The sequence below is a fragment of the Pseudomonas sp. TE3728 genome (assembly GCF_056279145.1).
On the sequence record NZ_JBWBQT010000001.1, the window covers coordinates 3,407,749 to 3,425,272 of the forward strand.

Sequence of the window (17,524 nt, forward strand, 5' to 3'; positions counted from 1 at the left end):
ATCAGAAGATCTCCTTGACGCTTTTGCCACGCTTGGCGGCAATGGATTCAGGAGACTGCATAGCTTTCAAACCTTTGAAAGTGGCGTGAACCACGTTTACCGGGTTAGTCGAGCCGTAGCACTTGGCCAGAACGTTCTGAACGCCAGCAACTTCGAGGACAGCACGCATAGCGCCGCCAGCGATGATACCGGTACCTTCAGAAGCAGGCTGCATGTACACCTTCGAAGCGCCATGGGCGGACTTCATTGCGTACTGCAGAGTGGTGCCGTTCAGATCAACTTGGATCATGTTGCGGCGAGCAGCTTCCATTGCCTTCTGGATCGCAGCAGGCACTTCACGCGACTTGCCACGGCCGAAGCCAACACGCCCTTTACCATCACCAACCACGGTCAACGCGGTGAAAGTGAAGATACGGCCGCCTTTAACGGTTTTGGCTACGCGGTTAACTTGAACCAGCTTCTCGATGTAGCCTTCGTCGCGCTTTTGGTCGTTATTTGACATAACTTAGAACTCCAGCCCAGCTTCACGAGCAGCATCAGCCAGCGCCTTGACGCGACCGTGATACTTGAAGCCAGAGCGGTCGAAAGCCACCTGCGAGACGCCAGCGGCTTTAGCACGCGTAGCGACCAGCTGGCCAACCTTAGTGGCCGCGTCGATGTTGCCAGTGGCGCCATCACGCAGTTCTTTATCCAAAGTCGAGGCACTTGCCAGGACTTTGTTGCCGTCGGCCGAAATGACCTGGGCGTAGATGTGCTGCGACGAGCGGAACACGCAGAGACGCACGACTTCGAGTTCGTGCATTTTCAGGCGTGCTTTGCGAGCGCGACGCAGTCGAGTAACTTTTTTGTCGGTCATTTGCTATGCCCTACTTCTTCTTGGCTTCTTTACGACGGACGACTTCGTCCGCGTAGCGCACACCTTTGCCTTTGTACGGCTCTGGTGGACGGAAGTCGCGGATCTCGGCGGCCACTTGACCTACCAGCTGCTTATCGATGCCCTTGATCAGGATATCGGTCTGGCTAGGAGTCTCAGCGGTGATGCCTTCCGGCAGTTCATAATCCACTGGGTGCGAGAAGCCAAGAGCCAGGTTCAGCACTGTGCCTTTTGCTTGCGCTTTATAACCAACACCGACCAGCTGGAGCTTGCGCTCGAAGCCTTGGCTTACGCCTTGGACCATGTTGTTAACCAACGCACGAGTGGTACCAGCCATTGCGCGAGTCTGTTGATCGCCATTGCGAGCAGCAAAACGCAGCTCACCAGCTTCTTCAACAATCTCAACGGACGAATGGATGTTCAGTTCGAGAGTACCCTTGGCACCCTTCACCGAAAGCTGTTGGCCTGCGAATTTGACTTCGACACCGGCTGGCAGCTTAACGGGGTTCTTAGCGACGCGTGACATGCTTATCCCCCCTTAGAACACAGTGCAAAGAACTTCGCCGCCGACACCGGCAGCGCGCGCAGCACGATCCGTCATCACACCTTTGTTGGTGGAGACGATAGACACACCGAGACCGCCACGAACTTTTGGCAGATCATCGACGGACTTGTACTGACGCAGGCCTGGACGGCTAACGCGCTTCACTTCTTCGATGACCGGACGGCCTTCGAAGTACTTCAGCTCGATGGACAGCAGTGGTTTGATTTCGCTGCTGATCTGATAACCCGCAATGTAACCTTCGTCCTTCAGGACTTTGGCAACAGCTACCTTCAAAGTAGAAGATGGCATGCTTACGACGGACTTTTCAGCCATCTGGGCATTACGGATTCGAGTTAGCATGTCCGCTAACGGGTCCTGCATACTCATGGGCTAGACGCTCCTAATACACAAAAAATTAGCCTTGCGGCTACTACGTGTCGCCGAGTACATCCGCGCGAAAAAAGCACGGGCTCAGGCGAGCCGGGTATTCTAGACACACCCCACAAATGAATCAAGCCCCAATAGGGGCTTGATTCAAGTTCAAGGTCACCGATGGTCAGGATCTTGCGATCCCGAACACCGAGACTTTGACAGTGCTTACCAGCTGGCTTTAACCAGACCAGGTACGTCACCACGCATAGCAGCTTCACGCAGTTTGTTACGGCCAAGGCCGAACTTGCGGTAAACGCCGTGTGGACGACCGGTCAGGCGGCAGCGGTTACGCATGCGCGAAGCGCTTGCGTCACGTGGCTGCTTCTGCAGAGCTACTGTAGCTTCCCAACGCGCTTCTGGACTTGCGTTCAGATCAACGATGATAGCTTTCAGTGCTGCACGCTTTTTGGCGTACTTGGCAACCGTGAGCTGACGCTTCAGCTCGCGGTTTTTCATGCTCATCTTGGCCATTTTCCTACTCCAATCAGTTGCGGAACGGGAATTTGAAAGCGCGCAGCAGAGCGCGACCTTCATCATCGTTCTTGGCAGTGGTGGTCAGGGTAATGTCCAGACCGCGGAGAGCATCGATCTTGTCGTAGTCGATTTCCGGGAAGATGATCTGCTCTTTAACGCCCATGCTGTAGTTACCACGACCATCGAAGGACTTGGCATTCAGGCCGCGGAAGTCGCGAACCCGAGGCAGGGAGATCGACAGCAGACGATCCAGGAATTCATACATACGCTCACGGCGCAGAGTCACTTTGACGCCGATCGGCCAACCTTCACGGACTTTAAAGCCAGCGATGGATTTCCGAGCGTAAGTCACAACGACTTTCTGACCGGTGATCTTTTCCAGGTCGGCAACAGCGTGCTCGATGACTTTTTTGTCACCGACTGCTTCGCCCAGACCCATGTTCAGGGTGATTTTGGTAACGCGTGGAACTTCCATCACGTTCGAAAGCTTAAGTTCTTCCTTAAGCTTCGGTGCGATTTCCTTCCAGTAAATCTCTTTTAGTCGTGCCATGGTCTTCTACCTAGCAGTGTTCAAGCATCAACCGCTTTTTGGGTCGACTTGAAGACACGAATTTTCTTGCCGTCTTCTACTTTAAAACCAACGCGATCAGCCTTGTTGGTTTCGCCGTTGAAAATGGCAACGTTGGAAGCGTGCAGTGGCGCTTCTTTCTCGACGATACCGCCTTGTACGCCCGACATCGGGTTTGGCTTGGTATGACGCTTAACCAGGTTCAGACCACCAACGACCAGACGGTCGTCAGCGAGAACCTTAAGCACCTTACCGCGCTTACCTTTGTCTTTGCCGGCGATCACGATGATCTCGTCGTCACGACGAATCTTTTGCATGTCGGATCTCCTTACAGCACTTCTGGGGCGAGCGAGACGATCTTCATGAACTTCTCAGTACGAAGTTCACGGGTCACTGGCCCAAAGATACGGGTGCCGATCGGCTCTTGCTTGTTGTTCAGAAGAACAGCAGCGTTGCCATCAAAGCGGATAATGGAGCCATCAGCACGACGTACGCCGTGACGAGTGCGGACTACTACAGCAGTCATCACTTGGCCTTTTTTCACTTTACCGCGAGGAATTGCTTCCTTCACGGTAACTTTGATGATGTCACCGATACCAGCGTAACGACGATGGGAGCCACCCAGCACCTTGATGCACATAACACGGCGAGCGCCGCTGTTATCGGCCACATCGAGCATGGATTGAGTCTGAATCATATAATTTCTCCGACCCCTAGTCCTTAGACTTCCACAGCGCGTTCGAGAACATCAACCAGCGCCCAAGACTTGGTCTTGGCCAAAGGACGAGTTTCACGAATAGTGACTTTGTCGCCGATGTGGCACTGATTGGTTTCGTCGTGCGCGTGCAGCTTAGTCGAACGCTTAACGTATTTACCGTAGATCGGGTGCTTAACGCGACGCTCGATCAGAACGGTGATGGTTTTGTCCATCTTGTCGCTGACAACACGGCCAGTCAGCGTACGGACAGTTTTTTCGGCTTCAGCCATGATTACTTACCTGCCTGCTGGTTGAGCACAGTCTTCACGCGAGCGATGTCACGCTTAACTTGCGAGAGCAGATGAGACTGCCCCAACTGGCCAGTTGCTTTCTGCATACGCAGATTGAACTGGTCGCGCAGCAAGCCGAGCAGTTGCTCGTTCAGCTGCTGTGCGGATTTTTCACGAAGTTCATTCGCTTTCATCACATCACCGTCCGTTTAACAAAGGCGGTGGCGAGCGGCAGCTTTGCAGCAGCCAGGGCAAAAGCCTCACGCGCCAGCTCTTCAGAAACACCCTCGATTTCATACAGGACTTTGCCTGGCTGAATCTGGGCAACCCAGTACTCCACACTACCCTTACCTTTACCCATCCGAACTTCGAGTGGCTTTTTGGAAATAGGCTTGTCCGGGAATACACGGATCCAGATCTTGCCGCCACGTTTAACGTGACGGGTCAGAGCACGACGCGCTGACTCGATCTGACGAGCGGTGAGACGACCACGAGCTACAGACTTCAGCGCGAACTCGCCGAAGCTGACTTTGCTACCGCGCTGAGCCAGACCACGGTTGTGGCCTGTCATCTGCTTGCGGAACTTCGTACGCTTTGGTTGCAACATTTGGCGTACCCCTTACTTAGCAGCTTTTTTACGAGGCGCTGGTGCTTGTGGTTTCAGTTCTTCTTGGCGACCACCAATTACTTCGCCTTTGAAGATCCAAACCTTTACACCGATCACACCGTAAGTGGTGTGAGCTTCGTAGTTGGCATAGTCGATGTCGGCACGCAGGGTGTGCAGTGGCACACGACCTTCGCGATACCATTCAGTACGTGCGATTTCAGCACCGCCGAGACGACCGCTCACTTGGATTTTGATGCCTTTGGCACCAATGCGCATGGCGTTCTGAACAGCGCGCTTCATAGCGCGACGGAACATTACGCGACGCTCCAGCTGCTGAGCTACGCTCTGCGCAACCAGCATACCGTCGAGCTCCGGCTTGCGGATCTCTTCGATATTGATGTGCACAGGCACACCCATTTGCTTGGTCAGGTCCTGACGCAGTTTCTCAACATCTTCACCTTTCTTCCCGATAACGATACCTGGACGAGCGGTGTGGATGGTGATACGTGCAGTCTGAGCCGGACGATGGATATCGATACGGCTTACGGACGCGCTTTTTAGTTTGTCTTGGAGATACTCACGCACCTTCAGATCAGCGAACAAATAGTCCGCATAAGTCCGACCGTCTGCGTACCAGACGGAGGTGTGCTCCTTGACGATTCCCAGGCGAATGCCAATGGGATGTACTTTCTGACCCATCTCTTCGACTCCGTTACTTGTCAGCAACCTTGACAGTGATATGGCAAGACCGCTTGACGATGCGATCAGCACGGCCTTTGGCACGTGGCATGATTCGCTTCAGCGAACGCCCTTCGTTGACGAAAACGGTGCTGACCTTCAGGTCATCAACGTCTGCGCCTTCGTTATGCTCGGCGTTGGCTACGGCCGACTCCAGCACTTTCTTCATGATCTCGGCGGCTTTCTTACTGCTGAAAGCCAACAGGTTGAGCGCTTCGCCCACCTTCTTCCCGCGGATCTGGTCGGCGACCAAGCGGGCTTTCTGGGCGGAGATTCGAGCGCCCGACAACTTAGCGGCTACTTCCATCGTTCCTTACCCCTTAACGCTTGGCTTTCTTGTCTGCCACGTGCCCACGATATGTGCGGGTACCGGCAAACTCGCCCAGTTTGTGGCCGACCATGTCTTCGTTCACGAGAACTGGAACATGTTGACGACCGTTATGCACTGCAATGGTCAGACCGACCATTTGTGGCAGGATCATCGAACGACGCGACCAGGTCTTAACTGGTTTGCGATCGTTCTTTTCCGCCGCCACTTCGATCTTCTTCAGTAGGTGAAGATCAATAAAAGGACCTTTTTTCAGAGAACGTGGCACTGTCGTATCCCTCTATTTACTTGCGACGACGGACGATCATTTTGTCGGTACGCTTATTACCACGAGTCTTCGCGCCCTTAGTCGGGAAGCCCCATGGCGATACCGGATGACGACCACCAGAGGTACGACCTTCACCACCACCATGTGGGTGGTCAACCGGGTTCATGGCAACACCACGAACGGTTGGGCGAACGCCACGCCAGCGTTTGGCACCAGCTTTACCCAGCGAACGCAGGCTGTGCTCGGAGTTCGAGACTTCACCCAGGGTCGCGCGGCATTCAGCCAGCACTTTACGCATCTCACCAGAACGCAGACGCAGGGTCACGTAGACACCTTCACGAGCGATCAGCTGAGCCGAAGCACCAGCGGAACGAGCGATTTGCGCGCCTTTACCTGGCTTCAATTCGATGCCGTGTACGGTGCTACCAACTGGAATGTTACGCAGTTGCAGAGCGTTGCCCGGCTTGATCGGTGCCAAAGCACCTGCGATCAGCTGGTCACCAGCACTCACGCCTTTAGGGGCGATGATGTAGCGACGCTCGCCATCTGCGTACAGCAGCAGAGCGATGTGAGCAGTACGGTTTGGATCGTATTCAATACGCTCGACAGTGGCAGAGATGCCATCTTTGTCGTTGCGACGGAAATCGACCAGACGATAATGCTGCTTATGGCCACCACCGATGTGACGAGTGGTAATACGACCATTGTTGTTACGACCACCAGTCTTCGATTTTTTCTCGAGCAGCGGTGCGTGAGGAGCGCCTTTATGCAGCTCCTGGTTGACCACCTTGACCACAAAACGGCGGCCAGGGGAAGTCGGTTTGCATTTAACGATTGCCATGATGCACCCCTTCCTTACTCAGCACTGCTGCTGAAATCGAGATCTTGGCCTGGCTGAAGGGAGATAACTGCCTTCTTCCAGTCATTACGCTTGCCCAGACCGCGAGCAGTGCGCTTGCTCTTACCCAGAACATTCAGGGTAGTAACACGCTCTACTTTCACGCTGAACAGGCTTTCGACGGCCTTCTTGATTTCCAGCTTGGTTGCGTCAGTTGCAACCTTGAAAACGAACTGGCCTTTCTTGTCAGCCAGAACCGTAGCCTTCTCGGAAACGTGCGGGCCAAGCAGAACTTTAAATACGCGTTCCTGGTTCATCCCAGCAGCTCCTCGAATTTCTTCACGGCCGACACGGTGATCAACACCTTGTCGTATGCGATCAGACTAACTGGATCGGAACCTTGCACGTCACGTACGTCAACGTGCGGCAGGTTGCGAGCAGCCAGGTACAGGTTCTGATCAACCACTTCAGACACGATCAAGACGTCAGTCAGGCCCATGCCGGTCAGTTTGCTCAGCAGATCTTTGGTCTTCGGTGCATCAACAGCGAAGTCCTGAACCACAACCAGACGATCAGTACGCACCAGCTCAGCAAGGATGGAACGCATTGCTGCGCGATACATCTTCTTGTTCAGCTTCTGGGTGTGATCCTGAGGACGAGCTGCGAAAGTGGTACCGCCGCCACGCCAGATTGGGCTACGGATAGTACCGGCACGAGCACGGCCAGTACCTTTCTGACGCCATGGGCGCTTACCACCACCACGAACGTCGGAACGGGTCTTTTGCTGCTTGCTACCTTGACGGCCGCCGGCCATGTAGGCCACGACTGCTTGGTGAACCAGCGTCTCGTTGAATTCGCCGCCAAATGTCAGTTCGGAAACTTCGATCGCTTGAGCGTCATTTACATTTAATTGCATGTCAGCTTCCCCTTAACCGCGAGCCTTGGCTGCTGGACGTACAACCAAGTTGCCGCCAGTAGCGCCAGGAACAGCGCCCTTGACCAACAACAGATTGCGTTCAGCGTCCACGCGCACTACTTCGAGGGACTGCACGGTCACGCGCTCAGCGCCCATATGACCGGACATTTTTTTGCCCTTGAATACACGACCAGGAGTCTGGCACTGGCCGATAGAGCCTGGAACGCGGTGGGACACGGAGTTACCGTGGGTATTATCTTGCCCGCGGAAGTTCCAACGCTTGATCGTACCCTGGAAGCCTTTACCTTTGGACTGACCGGTTACATCAACCAGTTGACCAGCAGCGAAGATTTCAGCGTTGATCAGATCGCCGGCCTGGTACTCGCCTTCTTCAAGGCGGAATTCCATTACGGTACGACCAGCGGCAACGTTCGCTTTAGCGAAGTGGCCAGCCTGAGCAGCTGTAACACGCGAAGCACGACGCTCGCCTACAGTGACTTGCACTGCACGATAGCCATCGGTCTCTTCAGTTTTGAACTGGGTGACGCGATTCGGCTCGATCTCAATGACCGTGACCGGAATGGAGACACCTTCTTCGGTGAAAATACGGGTCATACCGCATTTACGACCGACTACACCAATAGTCATGTTGTAAACCTCATGAGTGTACGGGGCTTTCACCCGCTATGGCCGCCCATTTCAGAGCGTTACACGACTAAGACCGAGTCTTAGCCGAGGCTGATCTGCACTTCCACACCGGCCGCAAGATCAAGCTTCATAAGTGCATCAACGGTTTTGTCCGTTGGCTGGACAATGTCCAGAACGCGCTTATGAGTACGGATCTCGTACTGGTCACGCGCGTCTTTGTTGACGTGCGGGGAGACCAGAACGGTGAACCGCTCTTTACGGGTAGGCAGTGGAATTGGACCACGCACTTGAGCACCAGTACGTTTCGCGGTTTCCACGATTTCCTGGGTGGATTGGTCGATCAGGCGATGGTCAAAAGCCTTCAACCTGATACGGATTTGCTGATTTTGCATTGGATTTCAGACTCCGGCTGCTATTCCCACCGAGCGCAATACGCCCGTTAAAAGGAGGCGCAATTCTATAGACGCCCCATATAGGTGTCAACCCAATAAAAAAGCCCCCGCTAAGCGGAGGCTTTTTCAACCCATCAAAGCTAACTCAAAAAAGAGCTTACTCGATGATTTTGGCTACGACGCCAGCGCCGACGGTACGACCGCCTTCACGGATAGCGAAACGCAGACCGTCTTCCATTGCGATGGTCTTGATCAGGGTGACAACCATTTTGATGTTGTCGCCCGGCATTACCATTTCAACGCCTTCCGGCAGTTCGCAGTTACCAGTCACGTCAGTAGTACGGAAGTAGAACTGTGGACGGTAGCCTTTGAAGAACGGAGTGTGACGACCGCCTTCTTCTTTGCTCAGAACGTAGACTTCAGCTTCGAACTTGGTGTGCGGCTTAACCGAACCTGGCTTAACCAGAACCTGGCCACGCTCAACGTCGTCACGCTTGGTACCACGCAGCAGAACGCCGCAGTTCTCGCCAGCACGACCTTCGTCGAGCAGCTTACGGAACATTTCAACACCGGTGCAGGTGGTGACGGTAGTGTCACGCAGACCAACGATTTCCAGTGGATCCTGAACCTTGACGATACCGCGCTCGATACGGCCAGTTACAACAGTACCGCGACCGGAGATCGAGAATACGTCTTCGATTGGCATCAGGAACGGCTTGTCGATAACACGGACTGGATCCGGGATGTAGCTGTCCAGAGTCTCAACCAGTTTACGAACGGCAGTGGTGCCCATTTCGTTGTCGTCTTGGCCGTTCAGAGCCATCAGAGCCGAACCGATAATGATCGGAGTGTCATCACCTGGGAAGTCGTAAGTGCTCAGCAGATCGCGCACTTCCATCTCAACCAGTTCCAGCAGCTCAGCGTCGTCAACCATGTCAGCCTTGTTCAGGAAGACAACGATGTACGGAACGCCAACCTGACGGGACAGCAGGATGTGCTCACGGGTTTGTGGCATCGGACCATCAGCGGCCGAGCAAACCAGGATAGCGCCGTCCATCTGAGCAGCACCGGTGATCATGTTCTTCACATAGTCAGCGTGACCTGGGCAGTCAACGTGAGCGTAGTGACGGATCAGCGAGTTGTATTCAACGTGCGCGGTGTTGATGGTGATACCACGAGCCTTTTCTTCCGGAGCGCTGTCGATTTTGTCGAAAGCAACAACGGCCGAACCGAAAACTTCGGAGCAGACGCGAGTCAGAGCAGCGGTCAGCGTGGTTTTACCGTGGTCGACGTGACCGATGGTGCCAACGTTGACGTGCGGGAGGGTACGGTCAAATTTTTCTTTAGCCACGACAATTAACTCCTAGCCTAAAGGGGCTGAATCAGCCTTGTTTTTTGGTAACAGTTTCGACGATATGCGACGGAGCTGTATTGTATTTTTTGAATTCCATAGAGTAGCTTGCGCGACCTTGGGACATGGAACGGACGTCGGTCGCATAACCGAACATCTCACCCAGCGGCACTTCGGCGCGAATCACTTTGCCGGAGACCGTGTCTTCCATACCCAGGATCATGCCGCGACGACGGTTAAGGTCGCCCATCACGTCACCCATATAGTCTTCAGGCGTAACAACCTCTACCGCCATGATCGGCTCAAGCAACTCACCACCACCCTTCTGGGCCAGTTGCTTGGTTGCCATGGAAGCAGCCACTTTAAACGCCATCTCGTTGGAGTCGACGTCGTGGTAGGAACCATCAAACACGGTAGCCTTCAGGCCGATCAGCGGATAGCCGGCAACAACGCCGTTCTTCATCTGCTCTTCGATACCCTTCTGGATAGCCGGGATGTATTCCTTAGGAACCACACCACCCACTACTTCGTTCAGGAATTGCAGACCTTCCTGACCTTCGTCAGCAGGAGCAAAACGAATCCAGCAGTGACCGAACTGGCCACGACCGCCGGACTGGCGAACGAACTTGCCTTCAATCTCGCAGCTCTTCGTGATGCGCTCACGGTACGAAACTTGAGGCTTGCCGATGTTGGCTTCGACGTTGAACTCACGGCGCATCCGGTCAACCAGGATGTCCAGGTGCAACTCGCCCATGCCGGAGATGATCGTTTGACCAGTCTCTTCATCAGTCTTAACGCGGAAAGATGGATCTTCCTGAGCGAGCTTGCCCAGAGCGATACCCATTTTTTCCTGGTCGTCCTTGGTCTTAGGCTCTACGGCAACCGAAATAACCGGCTCCGGGAAGTCCATGCGAACCAGGATGATTGGCTTGTCAGCGTTGCACAAAGTTTCACCAGTGGTGACGTCCTTCATGCCGATCAAGGCCGCGATGTCACCAGCGCGCACTTCCTTGATTTCTTCACGGGCGTTTGCGTGCATTTGCACCATACGACCCACGCGCTCTTTCTTGCCTTTAACCGAGTTGATCACGCCGTCGCCGGAGGCCAACACGCCCGAGTAAACTCGAACAAAGGTCAAGGTACCCACGAATGGGTCGGTAGCGATCTTGAACGCCAGAGCCGAGAACGGCTCGCTGTCGTCTGCGTGACGCTCCATTTCCTTGGTCTCGTCATCCGGGTCAGTACCCTTGATGGCAGGAATGTCGGTAGGAGCAGGCAGGTAGTCGATCACGGCGTCGAGAACCAGGGGAACACCCTTGTTCTTGAAGGAAGAACCGCAAACAGCCAGAACGATCTCACCAGCGATAGTACGCTGACGCAGAGCGGCCTTGATTTCCGCGTTGGTGAGCTCTTCACCTTCGAGGTACTTGTTCATCAGCTCTTCGCTGGCTTCGGCCGCAGCCTCAACCATGTTGCCGCGCCACTCGTCAGCCAGTTCCTGCAGCTCAGCAGGGATAGGTTTGCGAACTGGAACCATGCCTTTGTCAGCGTCATTCCAGTAAACAGCTTCCATAGACATCAGATCGATCTGACCCTGGAAGTTGTCTTCGGAACCGATGGCCAACTGGATTGGCACCGGAGTGTGACCCAGACGCTGCTTGATCTGACCGATCACGCGCAGGAAGTTCGCACCAGCACGGTCCATCTTGTTTACGTAAACAAGACGTGGAACGCCGTATTTGTTGGCTTGACGCCATACGGTTTCCGACTGAGGCTCAACACCCGAGGTGCCGCAGAACACAACGACCGCACCATCGAGAACACGCAGGGAACGCTCAACTTCAATAGTGAAGTCAACGTGGCCCGGGGTGTCGATGACGTTGAAGCGGTATTGGTCCTTGTGCTGCTTCTCGGAACCCTGCCAGAAGGCGGTGATTGCAGCAGAAGTAATGGTAATACCACGCTCCTGCTCCTGCACCATCCAGTCTGTGGTCGCGGCGCCGTCATGCACCTCGCCCATTTTGTGACTTTTGCCAGTGTAAAAAAGGACGCGCTCGGTGGTGGTGGTTTTACCAGCATCCACGTGAGCAACGATACCAATGTTACGGTAGCGGTTAATCGGTGTAGTACGAGCCATAAAGCCCTCGCAAAATTAGTGACGCTAAAATTAGAAGCGGTAGTGCGAGAAAGCCTTGTTGGCTTCAGCCATACGGTGCACGTCTTCACGCTTCTTAACTGCAGCACCTTTGCCTTCGGCAGCGTCCAACAGTTCGCCAGCCAAACGCAGAGCCATAGACTTCTCGCCGCGCTTACGGGCGAAGTCTACCAACCAGCGCATTGCCAGAGCGTTACGACGGGACGGACGAACTTCGACCGGAACCTGGTAAGTAGCACCGCCTACACGGCGCGACTTTACTTCGACCAGCGGAGCGATGGCGTCGAGAGCTTTCTCGAAGATTTCCAGGGGATCGCTGTTCTTGCGTTCTTTAACCTTTTCCAGCGCGCCATAAACGATACGTTCGGCAACGGCTTTCTTGCCGCTTTCCATAACGTGGTTCATGAACTTGGCCAGGATTTGGCTGCCGTACTTTGGATCGTCAAGCACTTCGCGCTTGGCTGCTACGCGTCTTCTTGGCATGGATAAGCCCTCAAACGGTCTTCAGGTTCGCTCGGAATCGGTGCCCTTTCGGGACGCCTCCGACCTTACTCTTATCGACTCAGAAAAATAGAAAATCAGTTTTTACAAAAAGCCACTACTACTTAGGCTTCTTGGTACCGTACTTCGAACGACCCTGGTTACGACCTTTAACGCCGGAAGTATCCAAAGAACCGCGTACGGTGTGGTAACGAACACCTGGCAAGTCTTTTACACGACCGCCGCGGATCAGTACCACGCTGTGCTCTTGCAGGTTGTGGCCTTCACCGCCGATGTACGAGGAAACCTCGAAACCGTTGGTCAGACGCACACGGCATACTTTACGCAGTGCCGAGTTAGGTTTTTTCGGCGTGGTGGTATACACACGGGTGCATACGCCACGACGTTGCGGGCAGTTCTGCAGCGCAGGCACGTCGGATTTCTCGACGATACGCTTACGCGGCTGACGTACCAGCTGGTTGATAGTTGCCATCTACTAGCTCCACTGTTGTCTTGCGACGCTATTGTCTTGCAAGAAAAGCAAAATGGCAGGAACGAATTCCCGCCAAATTTAGGGGTACAAGAGTCTAAAGAGGATCTTGCCCCCAGTCAAGGCAAGGCCCCGACCTCCCCGCTCATCCAACCTCGACAAATTGTCTCGATTCGATGAACGGAACGGCCAGGGCCTTACGCTCATTTATCGCAGAACTCAGTTACCGCTTGAGTTCAGCGCTTCGGTCAGTGCAGCTTCCACTTCACTGGCGCTTACGCGCAACGGTTTGTCAGCATCACGGCGGCGCTTGCGCTCGCTGTGGTAAGCCAGACCGGTACCCGCCGGGATCAAACGACCCACGACCACGTTTTCTTTCAGGCCGCGCAGGTAATCGCGCTTGCCGGTTACCGCCGCTTCGGTCAGTACGCGAGTGGTTTCCTGGAAGGAAGCCGCCGAGATGAACGATTCAGTGGACAACGACGCCTTGGTGATACCCAGCAATACGCGAGTGAACTTGGAAACGAACTTCTCGTCGCCAGCCAGACGCTCGTTCTCTACCAGAACGTGAGTCAATTCCATCTGGTCGCCCTTGATGAAACTGGAATCGCCGGATTCAGCGATTTCAACTTTACGCAGCATCTGACGCAGGATGGTCTCGATGTGCTTATCGTTGATCTTCACGCCTTGCAGACGATAAACGTCCTGGATCTCGTTCACGATGTACTTGGCCAGCGCACTAACACCCAGCAGACGCAGGATGTCGTGTGGATCGCTCGGGCCGTCGGAGATAACTTCGCCGCGGTTTACCTGTTCGCCTTCGAAGACGTTCAGGTGACGCCACTTAGGAATCAGCTCTTCGTACGGATCGCTACCGTCGTTCGGGGTGATAACCAGACGGCGCTTGCCTTTGGTTTCTTTACCGAACGCGATGGTGCCGCTGACTTCAGCCAGAATCGAGGCTTCTTTCGGACGACGGGCTTCGAACAAGTCGGCAACACGCGGCAGACCACCGGTGATGTCACGGGTCTTCGAAGTCTCTTGCGGAATACGAGCGATAACATCACCGATCGCGATTTTCGCGCCGTCCGCTACACCGACCAGGGCGTTAGCAGGCAAGAAGTACTGAGCAATTACGTCGGTACCCGGCAGCAAGAGATCCTTGCCGTTGTCATCAACCATCTTCACAGCAGGACGGATATCTTTACCGGCAGCTGGACGGTCTTTGGCGTCGAGTACTTCAATGTTGGTCATACCGGTCAATTCGTCAGTCTGACGCTTGATCGTGATGCCTTCTTCCATGCCCACGTAGGTCACGGTACCTTTCATTTCGGTAACGATTGGGTGAGTGTGCGGATCCCACTTGGCCACGATTGCGCCAGCGTCGACCTTGTCACCTTCTTTAACCGAAATCACAGCACCGTACGGCAGCTTGTAACGCTCGCGCTCACGACCGAAGTCATCAGCGATCGCCAGCTCACCGGAACGAGACACAGCAACCAGGCAACCATCCACTCGCTCAACGTGCTTCAGGTTATGCAGACGGACGGTACCGCCATTCTTCACCTGAACGCTGTCGGCTGCGGAGGTCCGGCTTGCCGCACCACCGATGTGGAACGTACGCATGGTCAGCTGGGTACCCGGCTCACCGATGGACTGGGCAGCGATAACGCCGACCGCTTCACCGATGTTCACCTGGTGACCACGAGCCAAGTCACGACCGTAGCACTTGGCGCAAATGCCGTAGCGGGTTTCGCAGCTGATCGGCGAACGCACGATCACTTCGTCGATGCTGTTCAGCTCGATGAACTCGACCCACTTCTCGTCTACCAGCGTGCCGGCAGGAACGATGATTTCTTCGGTACCTGGCTTGAAAACGTCACGGGCAATAACACGACCCAATACGCGCTCACCCAGCGGCTCAACAACGTCACCGCCTTCAATGTGCGGAGTCATTACCAGGCCATGTTCGGTGCCGCAATCGATCTCGGTCACAACCAGATCCTGCGCCACATCTACCAGACGACGAGTCAGGTAACCGGAGTTCGCAGTTTTCAACGCGGTATCCGCCAAACCTTTACGAGCACCGTGAGTGGAGATGAAGTACTGAAGTACGCTCAAACCTTCACGGAAGTTCGCAGTAATCGGCGTTTCGATGATGGAACCGTCCGGCTTGGCCATCAGGCCACGCATACCGGCGAGCTGACGGATCTGCGCAGCAGAACCCCGTGCGCCCGAGTCGGCCATCATGTACATCGAGTTGAAAGACTCTTGATCGACTTCGACGCCATGACGGTCGATGACTTTCTCTTTCGAGAGGTTGGCCATCATCGCCTTGGAAACTTCGTCGTTCGCCTTGGACCAAAGGTCGATCACTTTGTTGTACTTCTCGCCCTGGGTTACCAGGCCGGAGGCGTACTGACTTTCGATCTCTTTCACTTCGTCGGTGGCTGCACCGATGATGCGGGCTTTTTCATCCGGGATAACGAAGTCGTTAACACCGATGGAAACGCCGGAAATGGTCGAATAAGCAAAACCGGTGTACATCAACTGGTCAGCGAAGATCACGGTCTCTTTCAAACCAACCACGCGGTAGCACTGGTTGATCAGCTTGGAGATCGCCTTTTTCTTCATCGGCTGGTTGACGACGTCGTACGACAGGCCAGGTGGAACAACCTGGAACAACAGCGCACGGCCGACAGTGGTGTCGACGATACGGGTGTTCTTGACGCTGCCACCATCACGATCGTTGACGGTTTCGTTGATCCGCACTTTGACTTTAGCGTGCAGTGCGGCTTCGCCGGCACGGAACACACGGTCAACTTCTTGCAGATCCGCGAACACACGACCTTCGCCCTTGGCGTTGATCGCTTCACGAGTCATGTAGTACAGACCCAACACAACGTCCTGCGACGGAACGATGATTGGCTCACCGTTGGCTGGCGACAGAATGTTGTTGGTCGACATCATCAACGCACGCGCTTCCAACTGGGCTTCCAGCGTCAGCGGTACGTGCACGGCCATTTGGTCGCCGTCGAAGTCGGCGTTGTACGCAGCACAGACCAGAGGGTGCAGCTGGATAGCCTTACCTTCGATCAGTACCGGTTCAAACGCCTGGATACCCAGACGGTGAAGGGTCGGTGCACGGTTGAGGAGAACCGGGTGTTCGCGAATCACTTCAGCGAGAACGTCCCAAACCTCTGGCAGCTCACGCTCGACCATCTTCTTGGCAGCTTTGATGGTGGTAGCAAGACCACGCATTTCCAGCTTGCCGAAAATGAACGGCTTGAACAGCTCGAGAGCCATCTTCTTCGGCAGACCGCACTGGTGCAGACGAAGGGTCGGACCTACGGTAATTACCGAACGACCGGAGTAGTCAACACGCTTACCGAGCAAGTTCTGACGGAAACGACCCTGCTTACCCTTGATCATGTCAGCCAGGGATTTCAGAGGACGCTTGTTGGAACCAGTGATAGCGCGGCCACGACGACCGTTGTCGAGCAGTGCATCGACGGCTTCCTGCAACATACGCTTTTCGTTGCGCACGATGATGTCCGGAGCGGACAGATCGAGCAGACGCTTCAAGCGGTTGTTACGGTTGATCACTCGACGATACAGATCGTTGAGGTCGGAAGTCGCGAAGCGACCGCCATCCAGCGGGACCAGTGGACGCAGATCTGGCGGCAGAACCGGCAGAACGGTCAGCACCATCCACTCTGGCAGGTTGCCGGAACCCTGGAAGGCTTCCATCAACTTCAGACGCTTGGACAGCTTCTTGATCTTGGTTTCGGAGTTGGTTTGCGGAATTTCTTCACGCAGGCGACCAATCTCGTGCTCCAGGTCGATAGCGTGCAGCAGTTCACGGACAGCTTCGGCACCCATGCGGGCATCGAAATCGTCGCCGAACTCTTCCAGCGCTTCGAAGTACTGCTCGTCGTTAAGCAGCTGACCCTTTTCAAGGGTGGTCATGCCTGGATCGATAACGACATAGCTCTCGAAGTAGAGAACGCGTTCGATATCACGCAGGGTCATGTCCATCAGCAAGCCGATACGGGACGGCAGCGATTTCAGGAACCAGATGTGGGCAACTGGCGAGGCCAGTTCGATGTGCGCCATGCGCTCACGACGAACTTTTGCCAGCGCGACTTCAACGCCGCACTTCTCGCAGATCACACCACGGTGCTTCAAGCGCTTGTACTTACCGCACAGGCACTCGTAATCCTTTACCGGGCCAAAGATCTTGGCGCAGAACAGGCCGTCACGCTCAGGTTTGAACGTACGGTAGTTGATGGTTTCCGGCTTTTTAACTTCACCGAACGACCACGAACGGATCATCTCAGGCGATGCCAATCCAATACGGATGGCGTCGAACTCTTCGACTTGACCCTGGTTTTTCAGCAAATTCAGTAGGTCTTTCAAGGCCTTTCCTCCTGG

The 17,524-nt window shown here is 54.7% G+C and carries 24 protein-coding genes; all 24 read right to left on the reverse strand.

Annotated features, from left to right (window positions below; all coding sequences use genetic code 11):
* Position 1: 1 nt before the first annotated feature.
* A complete protein-coding gene (gene rpsE, locus ACZ89R_RS14705; protein WP_003186035.1) occupies positions 2–502 on the reverse strand; it encodes a 30S ribosomal protein S5 in 501 nt (166 codons plus the stop codon).
* A gap of 3 nt (positions 503–505) precedes the next feature.
* Positions 506–856, reverse strand: a complete 351-nt coding sequence (rplR, locus tag ACZ89R_RS14710; protein WP_003186037.1) for a 50S ribosomal protein L18 — start codon at positions 854–856, stop codon at positions 506–508.
* Positions 857–866: 10 nt separating this feature from the next.
* Positions 867–1,400, reverse strand: a complete 534-nt coding sequence (gene rplF / locus ACZ89R_RS14715) for a 50S ribosomal protein L6 (RefSeq protein ID WP_003176412.1) — start codon at positions 1,398–1,400, stop codon at positions 867–869.
* Between the two features lie 12 nt (positions 1,401–1,412).
* Positions 1,413–1,805, reverse strand: a complete 393-nt coding sequence (gene rpsH, locus ACZ89R_RS14720) for a 30S ribosomal protein S8 (protein WP_003186040.1) — start codon at positions 1,803–1,805, stop codon at positions 1,413–1,415.
* Positions 1,806–2,015: 210 nt separating this feature from the next.
* Positions 2,016–2,321, reverse strand: a complete 306-nt coding sequence (gene rpsN / locus ACZ89R_RS14725; RefSeq protein ID WP_003176414.1) for a 30S ribosomal protein S14 — start codon at positions 2,319–2,321, stop codon at positions 2,016–2,018.
* Positions 2,322–2,334: 13 nt separating this feature from the next.
* Complete coding sequence (gene rplE, locus ACZ89R_RS14730; protein WP_003176415.1) at positions 2,335–2,874, reverse strand: 50S ribosomal protein L5; 540 nt, start codon at positions 2,872–2,874, stop codon at positions 2,335–2,337.
* A 20-nt stretch (positions 2,875–2,894) separates the two neighbouring features.
* Positions 2,895–3,209: a 50S ribosomal protein L24 gene (gene rplX / locus ACZ89R_RS14735; RefSeq protein ID WP_007896770.1), complete on the reverse strand. Its 315-nt coding sequence runs from the start codon at positions 3,207–3,209 to the stop codon at positions 2,895–2,897.
* A gap of 11 nt (positions 3,210–3,220) precedes the next feature.
* Entirely contained in the window at positions 3,221–3,589 is a 369-nt protein-coding gene (gene rplN, locus ACZ89R_RS14740; protein WP_002555479.1) for a 50S ribosomal protein L14, read from the reverse strand.
* A 23-nt stretch (positions 3,590–3,612) separates the two neighbouring features.
* Positions 3,613–3,879 (reverse strand): 30S ribosomal protein S17, encoded by a 267-nt coding sequence (gene rpsQ / locus ACZ89R_RS14745; protein WP_003176419.1) that lies wholly within the window; start codon positions 3,877–3,879, stop codon positions 3,613–3,615.
* Between the two features lie 2 nt (positions 3,880–3,881).
* On the reverse strand, positions 3,882–4,073 hold the full coding sequence (gene rpmC / locus ACZ89R_RS14750; protein WP_002555481.1) for a 50S ribosomal protein L29: 192 nt from the start codon (positions 4,071–4,073) through the stop codon (positions 3,882–3,884).
* Positions 4,073–4,486: a 50S ribosomal protein L16 gene (gene rplP / locus ACZ89R_RS14755; RefSeq protein WP_007896757.1), complete on the reverse strand. Its 414-nt coding sequence runs from the start codon at positions 4,484–4,486 to the stop codon at positions 4,073–4,075. The genes rpmC and rplP overlap by 1 nt, the downstream gene beginning before the upstream one ends.
* A 12-nt stretch (positions 4,487–4,498) precedes the next feature.
* The gene (rpsC, locus tag ACZ89R_RS14760) at positions 4,499–5,185 is read right to left on the reverse strand and encodes a 30S ribosomal protein S3 (protein ID WP_003176422.1); all 687 of its coding nucleotides are present in this window, start codon (positions 5,183–5,185) and stop codon (positions 4,499–4,501) included.
* Positions 5,186–5,198: 13 nt separating this feature from the next.
* Positions 5,199–5,531, reverse strand: coding sequence for a 50S ribosomal protein L22 (gene rplV / locus ACZ89R_RS14765; protein WP_003103908.1), 333 nt, complete (start codon positions 5,529–5,531; stop codon positions 5,199–5,201).
* Between the two features lie 13 nt (positions 5,532–5,544).
* Positions 5,545–5,820, reverse strand: coding sequence for a 30S ribosomal protein S19 (gene rpsS / locus ACZ89R_RS14770; RefSeq protein ID WP_002555486.1), 276 nt, complete (start codon positions 5,818–5,820; stop codon positions 5,545–5,547).
* Between the two features lie 16 nt (positions 5,821–5,836).
* Positions 5,837–6,661: a 50S ribosomal protein L2 gene (gene rplB, locus ACZ89R_RS14775; RefSeq protein WP_003176423.1), complete on the reverse strand. Its 825-nt coding sequence runs from the start codon at positions 6,659–6,661 to the stop codon at positions 5,837–5,839.
* A 14-nt stretch (positions 6,662–6,675) separates the two neighbouring features.
* Complete coding sequence (gene rplW / locus ACZ89R_RS14780) at positions 6,676–6,975, reverse strand: 50S ribosomal protein L23 (protein ID WP_002555488.1); 300 nt, start codon at positions 6,973–6,975, stop codon at positions 6,676–6,678.
* Positions 6,972–7,574 (reverse strand): 50S ribosomal protein L4, encoded by a 603-nt coding sequence (gene rplD, locus ACZ89R_RS14785; protein WP_095630591.1) that lies wholly within the window; start codon positions 7,572–7,574, stop codon positions 6,972–6,974. The genes rplW and rplD overlap by 4 nt, the downstream gene beginning before the upstream one ends.
* A 12-nt stretch (positions 7,575–7,586) precedes the next feature.
* On the reverse strand, positions 7,587–8,222 hold the full coding sequence (gene rplC, locus ACZ89R_RS14790; RefSeq protein WP_003186059.1) for a 50S ribosomal protein L3: 636 nt from the start codon (positions 8,220–8,222) through the stop codon (positions 7,587–7,589).
* 80 nt (positions 8,223–8,302) lie between these two features.
* Positions 8,303–8,614, reverse strand: a complete 312-nt coding sequence (gene rpsJ, locus ACZ89R_RS14795; RefSeq protein WP_003186070.1) for a 30S ribosomal protein S10 — start codon at positions 8,612–8,614, stop codon at positions 8,303–8,305.
* A 157-nt stretch (positions 8,615–8,771) separates the two neighbouring features.
* Positions 8,772–9,965, reverse strand: a complete 1,194-nt coding sequence (tuf, locus tag ACZ89R_RS14800; protein ID WP_007896660.1) for an elongation factor Tu — start codon at positions 9,963–9,965, stop codon at positions 8,772–8,774.
* A gap of 31 nt (positions 9,966–9,996) precedes the next feature.
* Positions 9,997–12,102 carry an elongation factor G gene (gene fusA, locus ACZ89R_RS14805; RefSeq protein ID WP_007896659.1) on the reverse strand — a complete coding sequence of 702 codons (2,106 nt, stop codon included), beginning with the start codon at positions 12,100–12,102 and terminating at the stop codon, positions 9,997–9,999.
* A gap of 30 nt (positions 12,103–12,132) precedes the next feature.
* The gene (rpsG, locus tag ACZ89R_RS14810) at positions 12,133–12,603 is read right to left on the reverse strand and encodes a 30S ribosomal protein S7 (protein WP_002555493.1); all 471 of its coding nucleotides are present in this window, start codon (positions 12,601–12,603) and stop codon (positions 12,133–12,135) included.
* Between the two features lie 118 nt (positions 12,604–12,721).
* Positions 12,722–13,093, reverse strand: coding sequence for a 30S ribosomal protein S12 (gene rpsL, locus ACZ89R_RS14815; RefSeq protein ID WP_002555494.1), 372 nt, complete (start codon positions 13,091–13,093; stop codon positions 12,722–12,724).
* A 216-nt stretch (positions 13,094–13,309) separates the two neighbouring features.
* Positions 13,310–17,509, reverse strand: a complete 4,200-nt coding sequence (rpoC, locus tag ACZ89R_RS14820; protein WP_007896632.1) for a DNA-directed RNA polymerase subunit beta' — start codon at positions 17,507–17,509, stop codon at positions 13,310–13,312.
* Positions 17,510–17,524 lie beyond the last annotated feature (15 nt).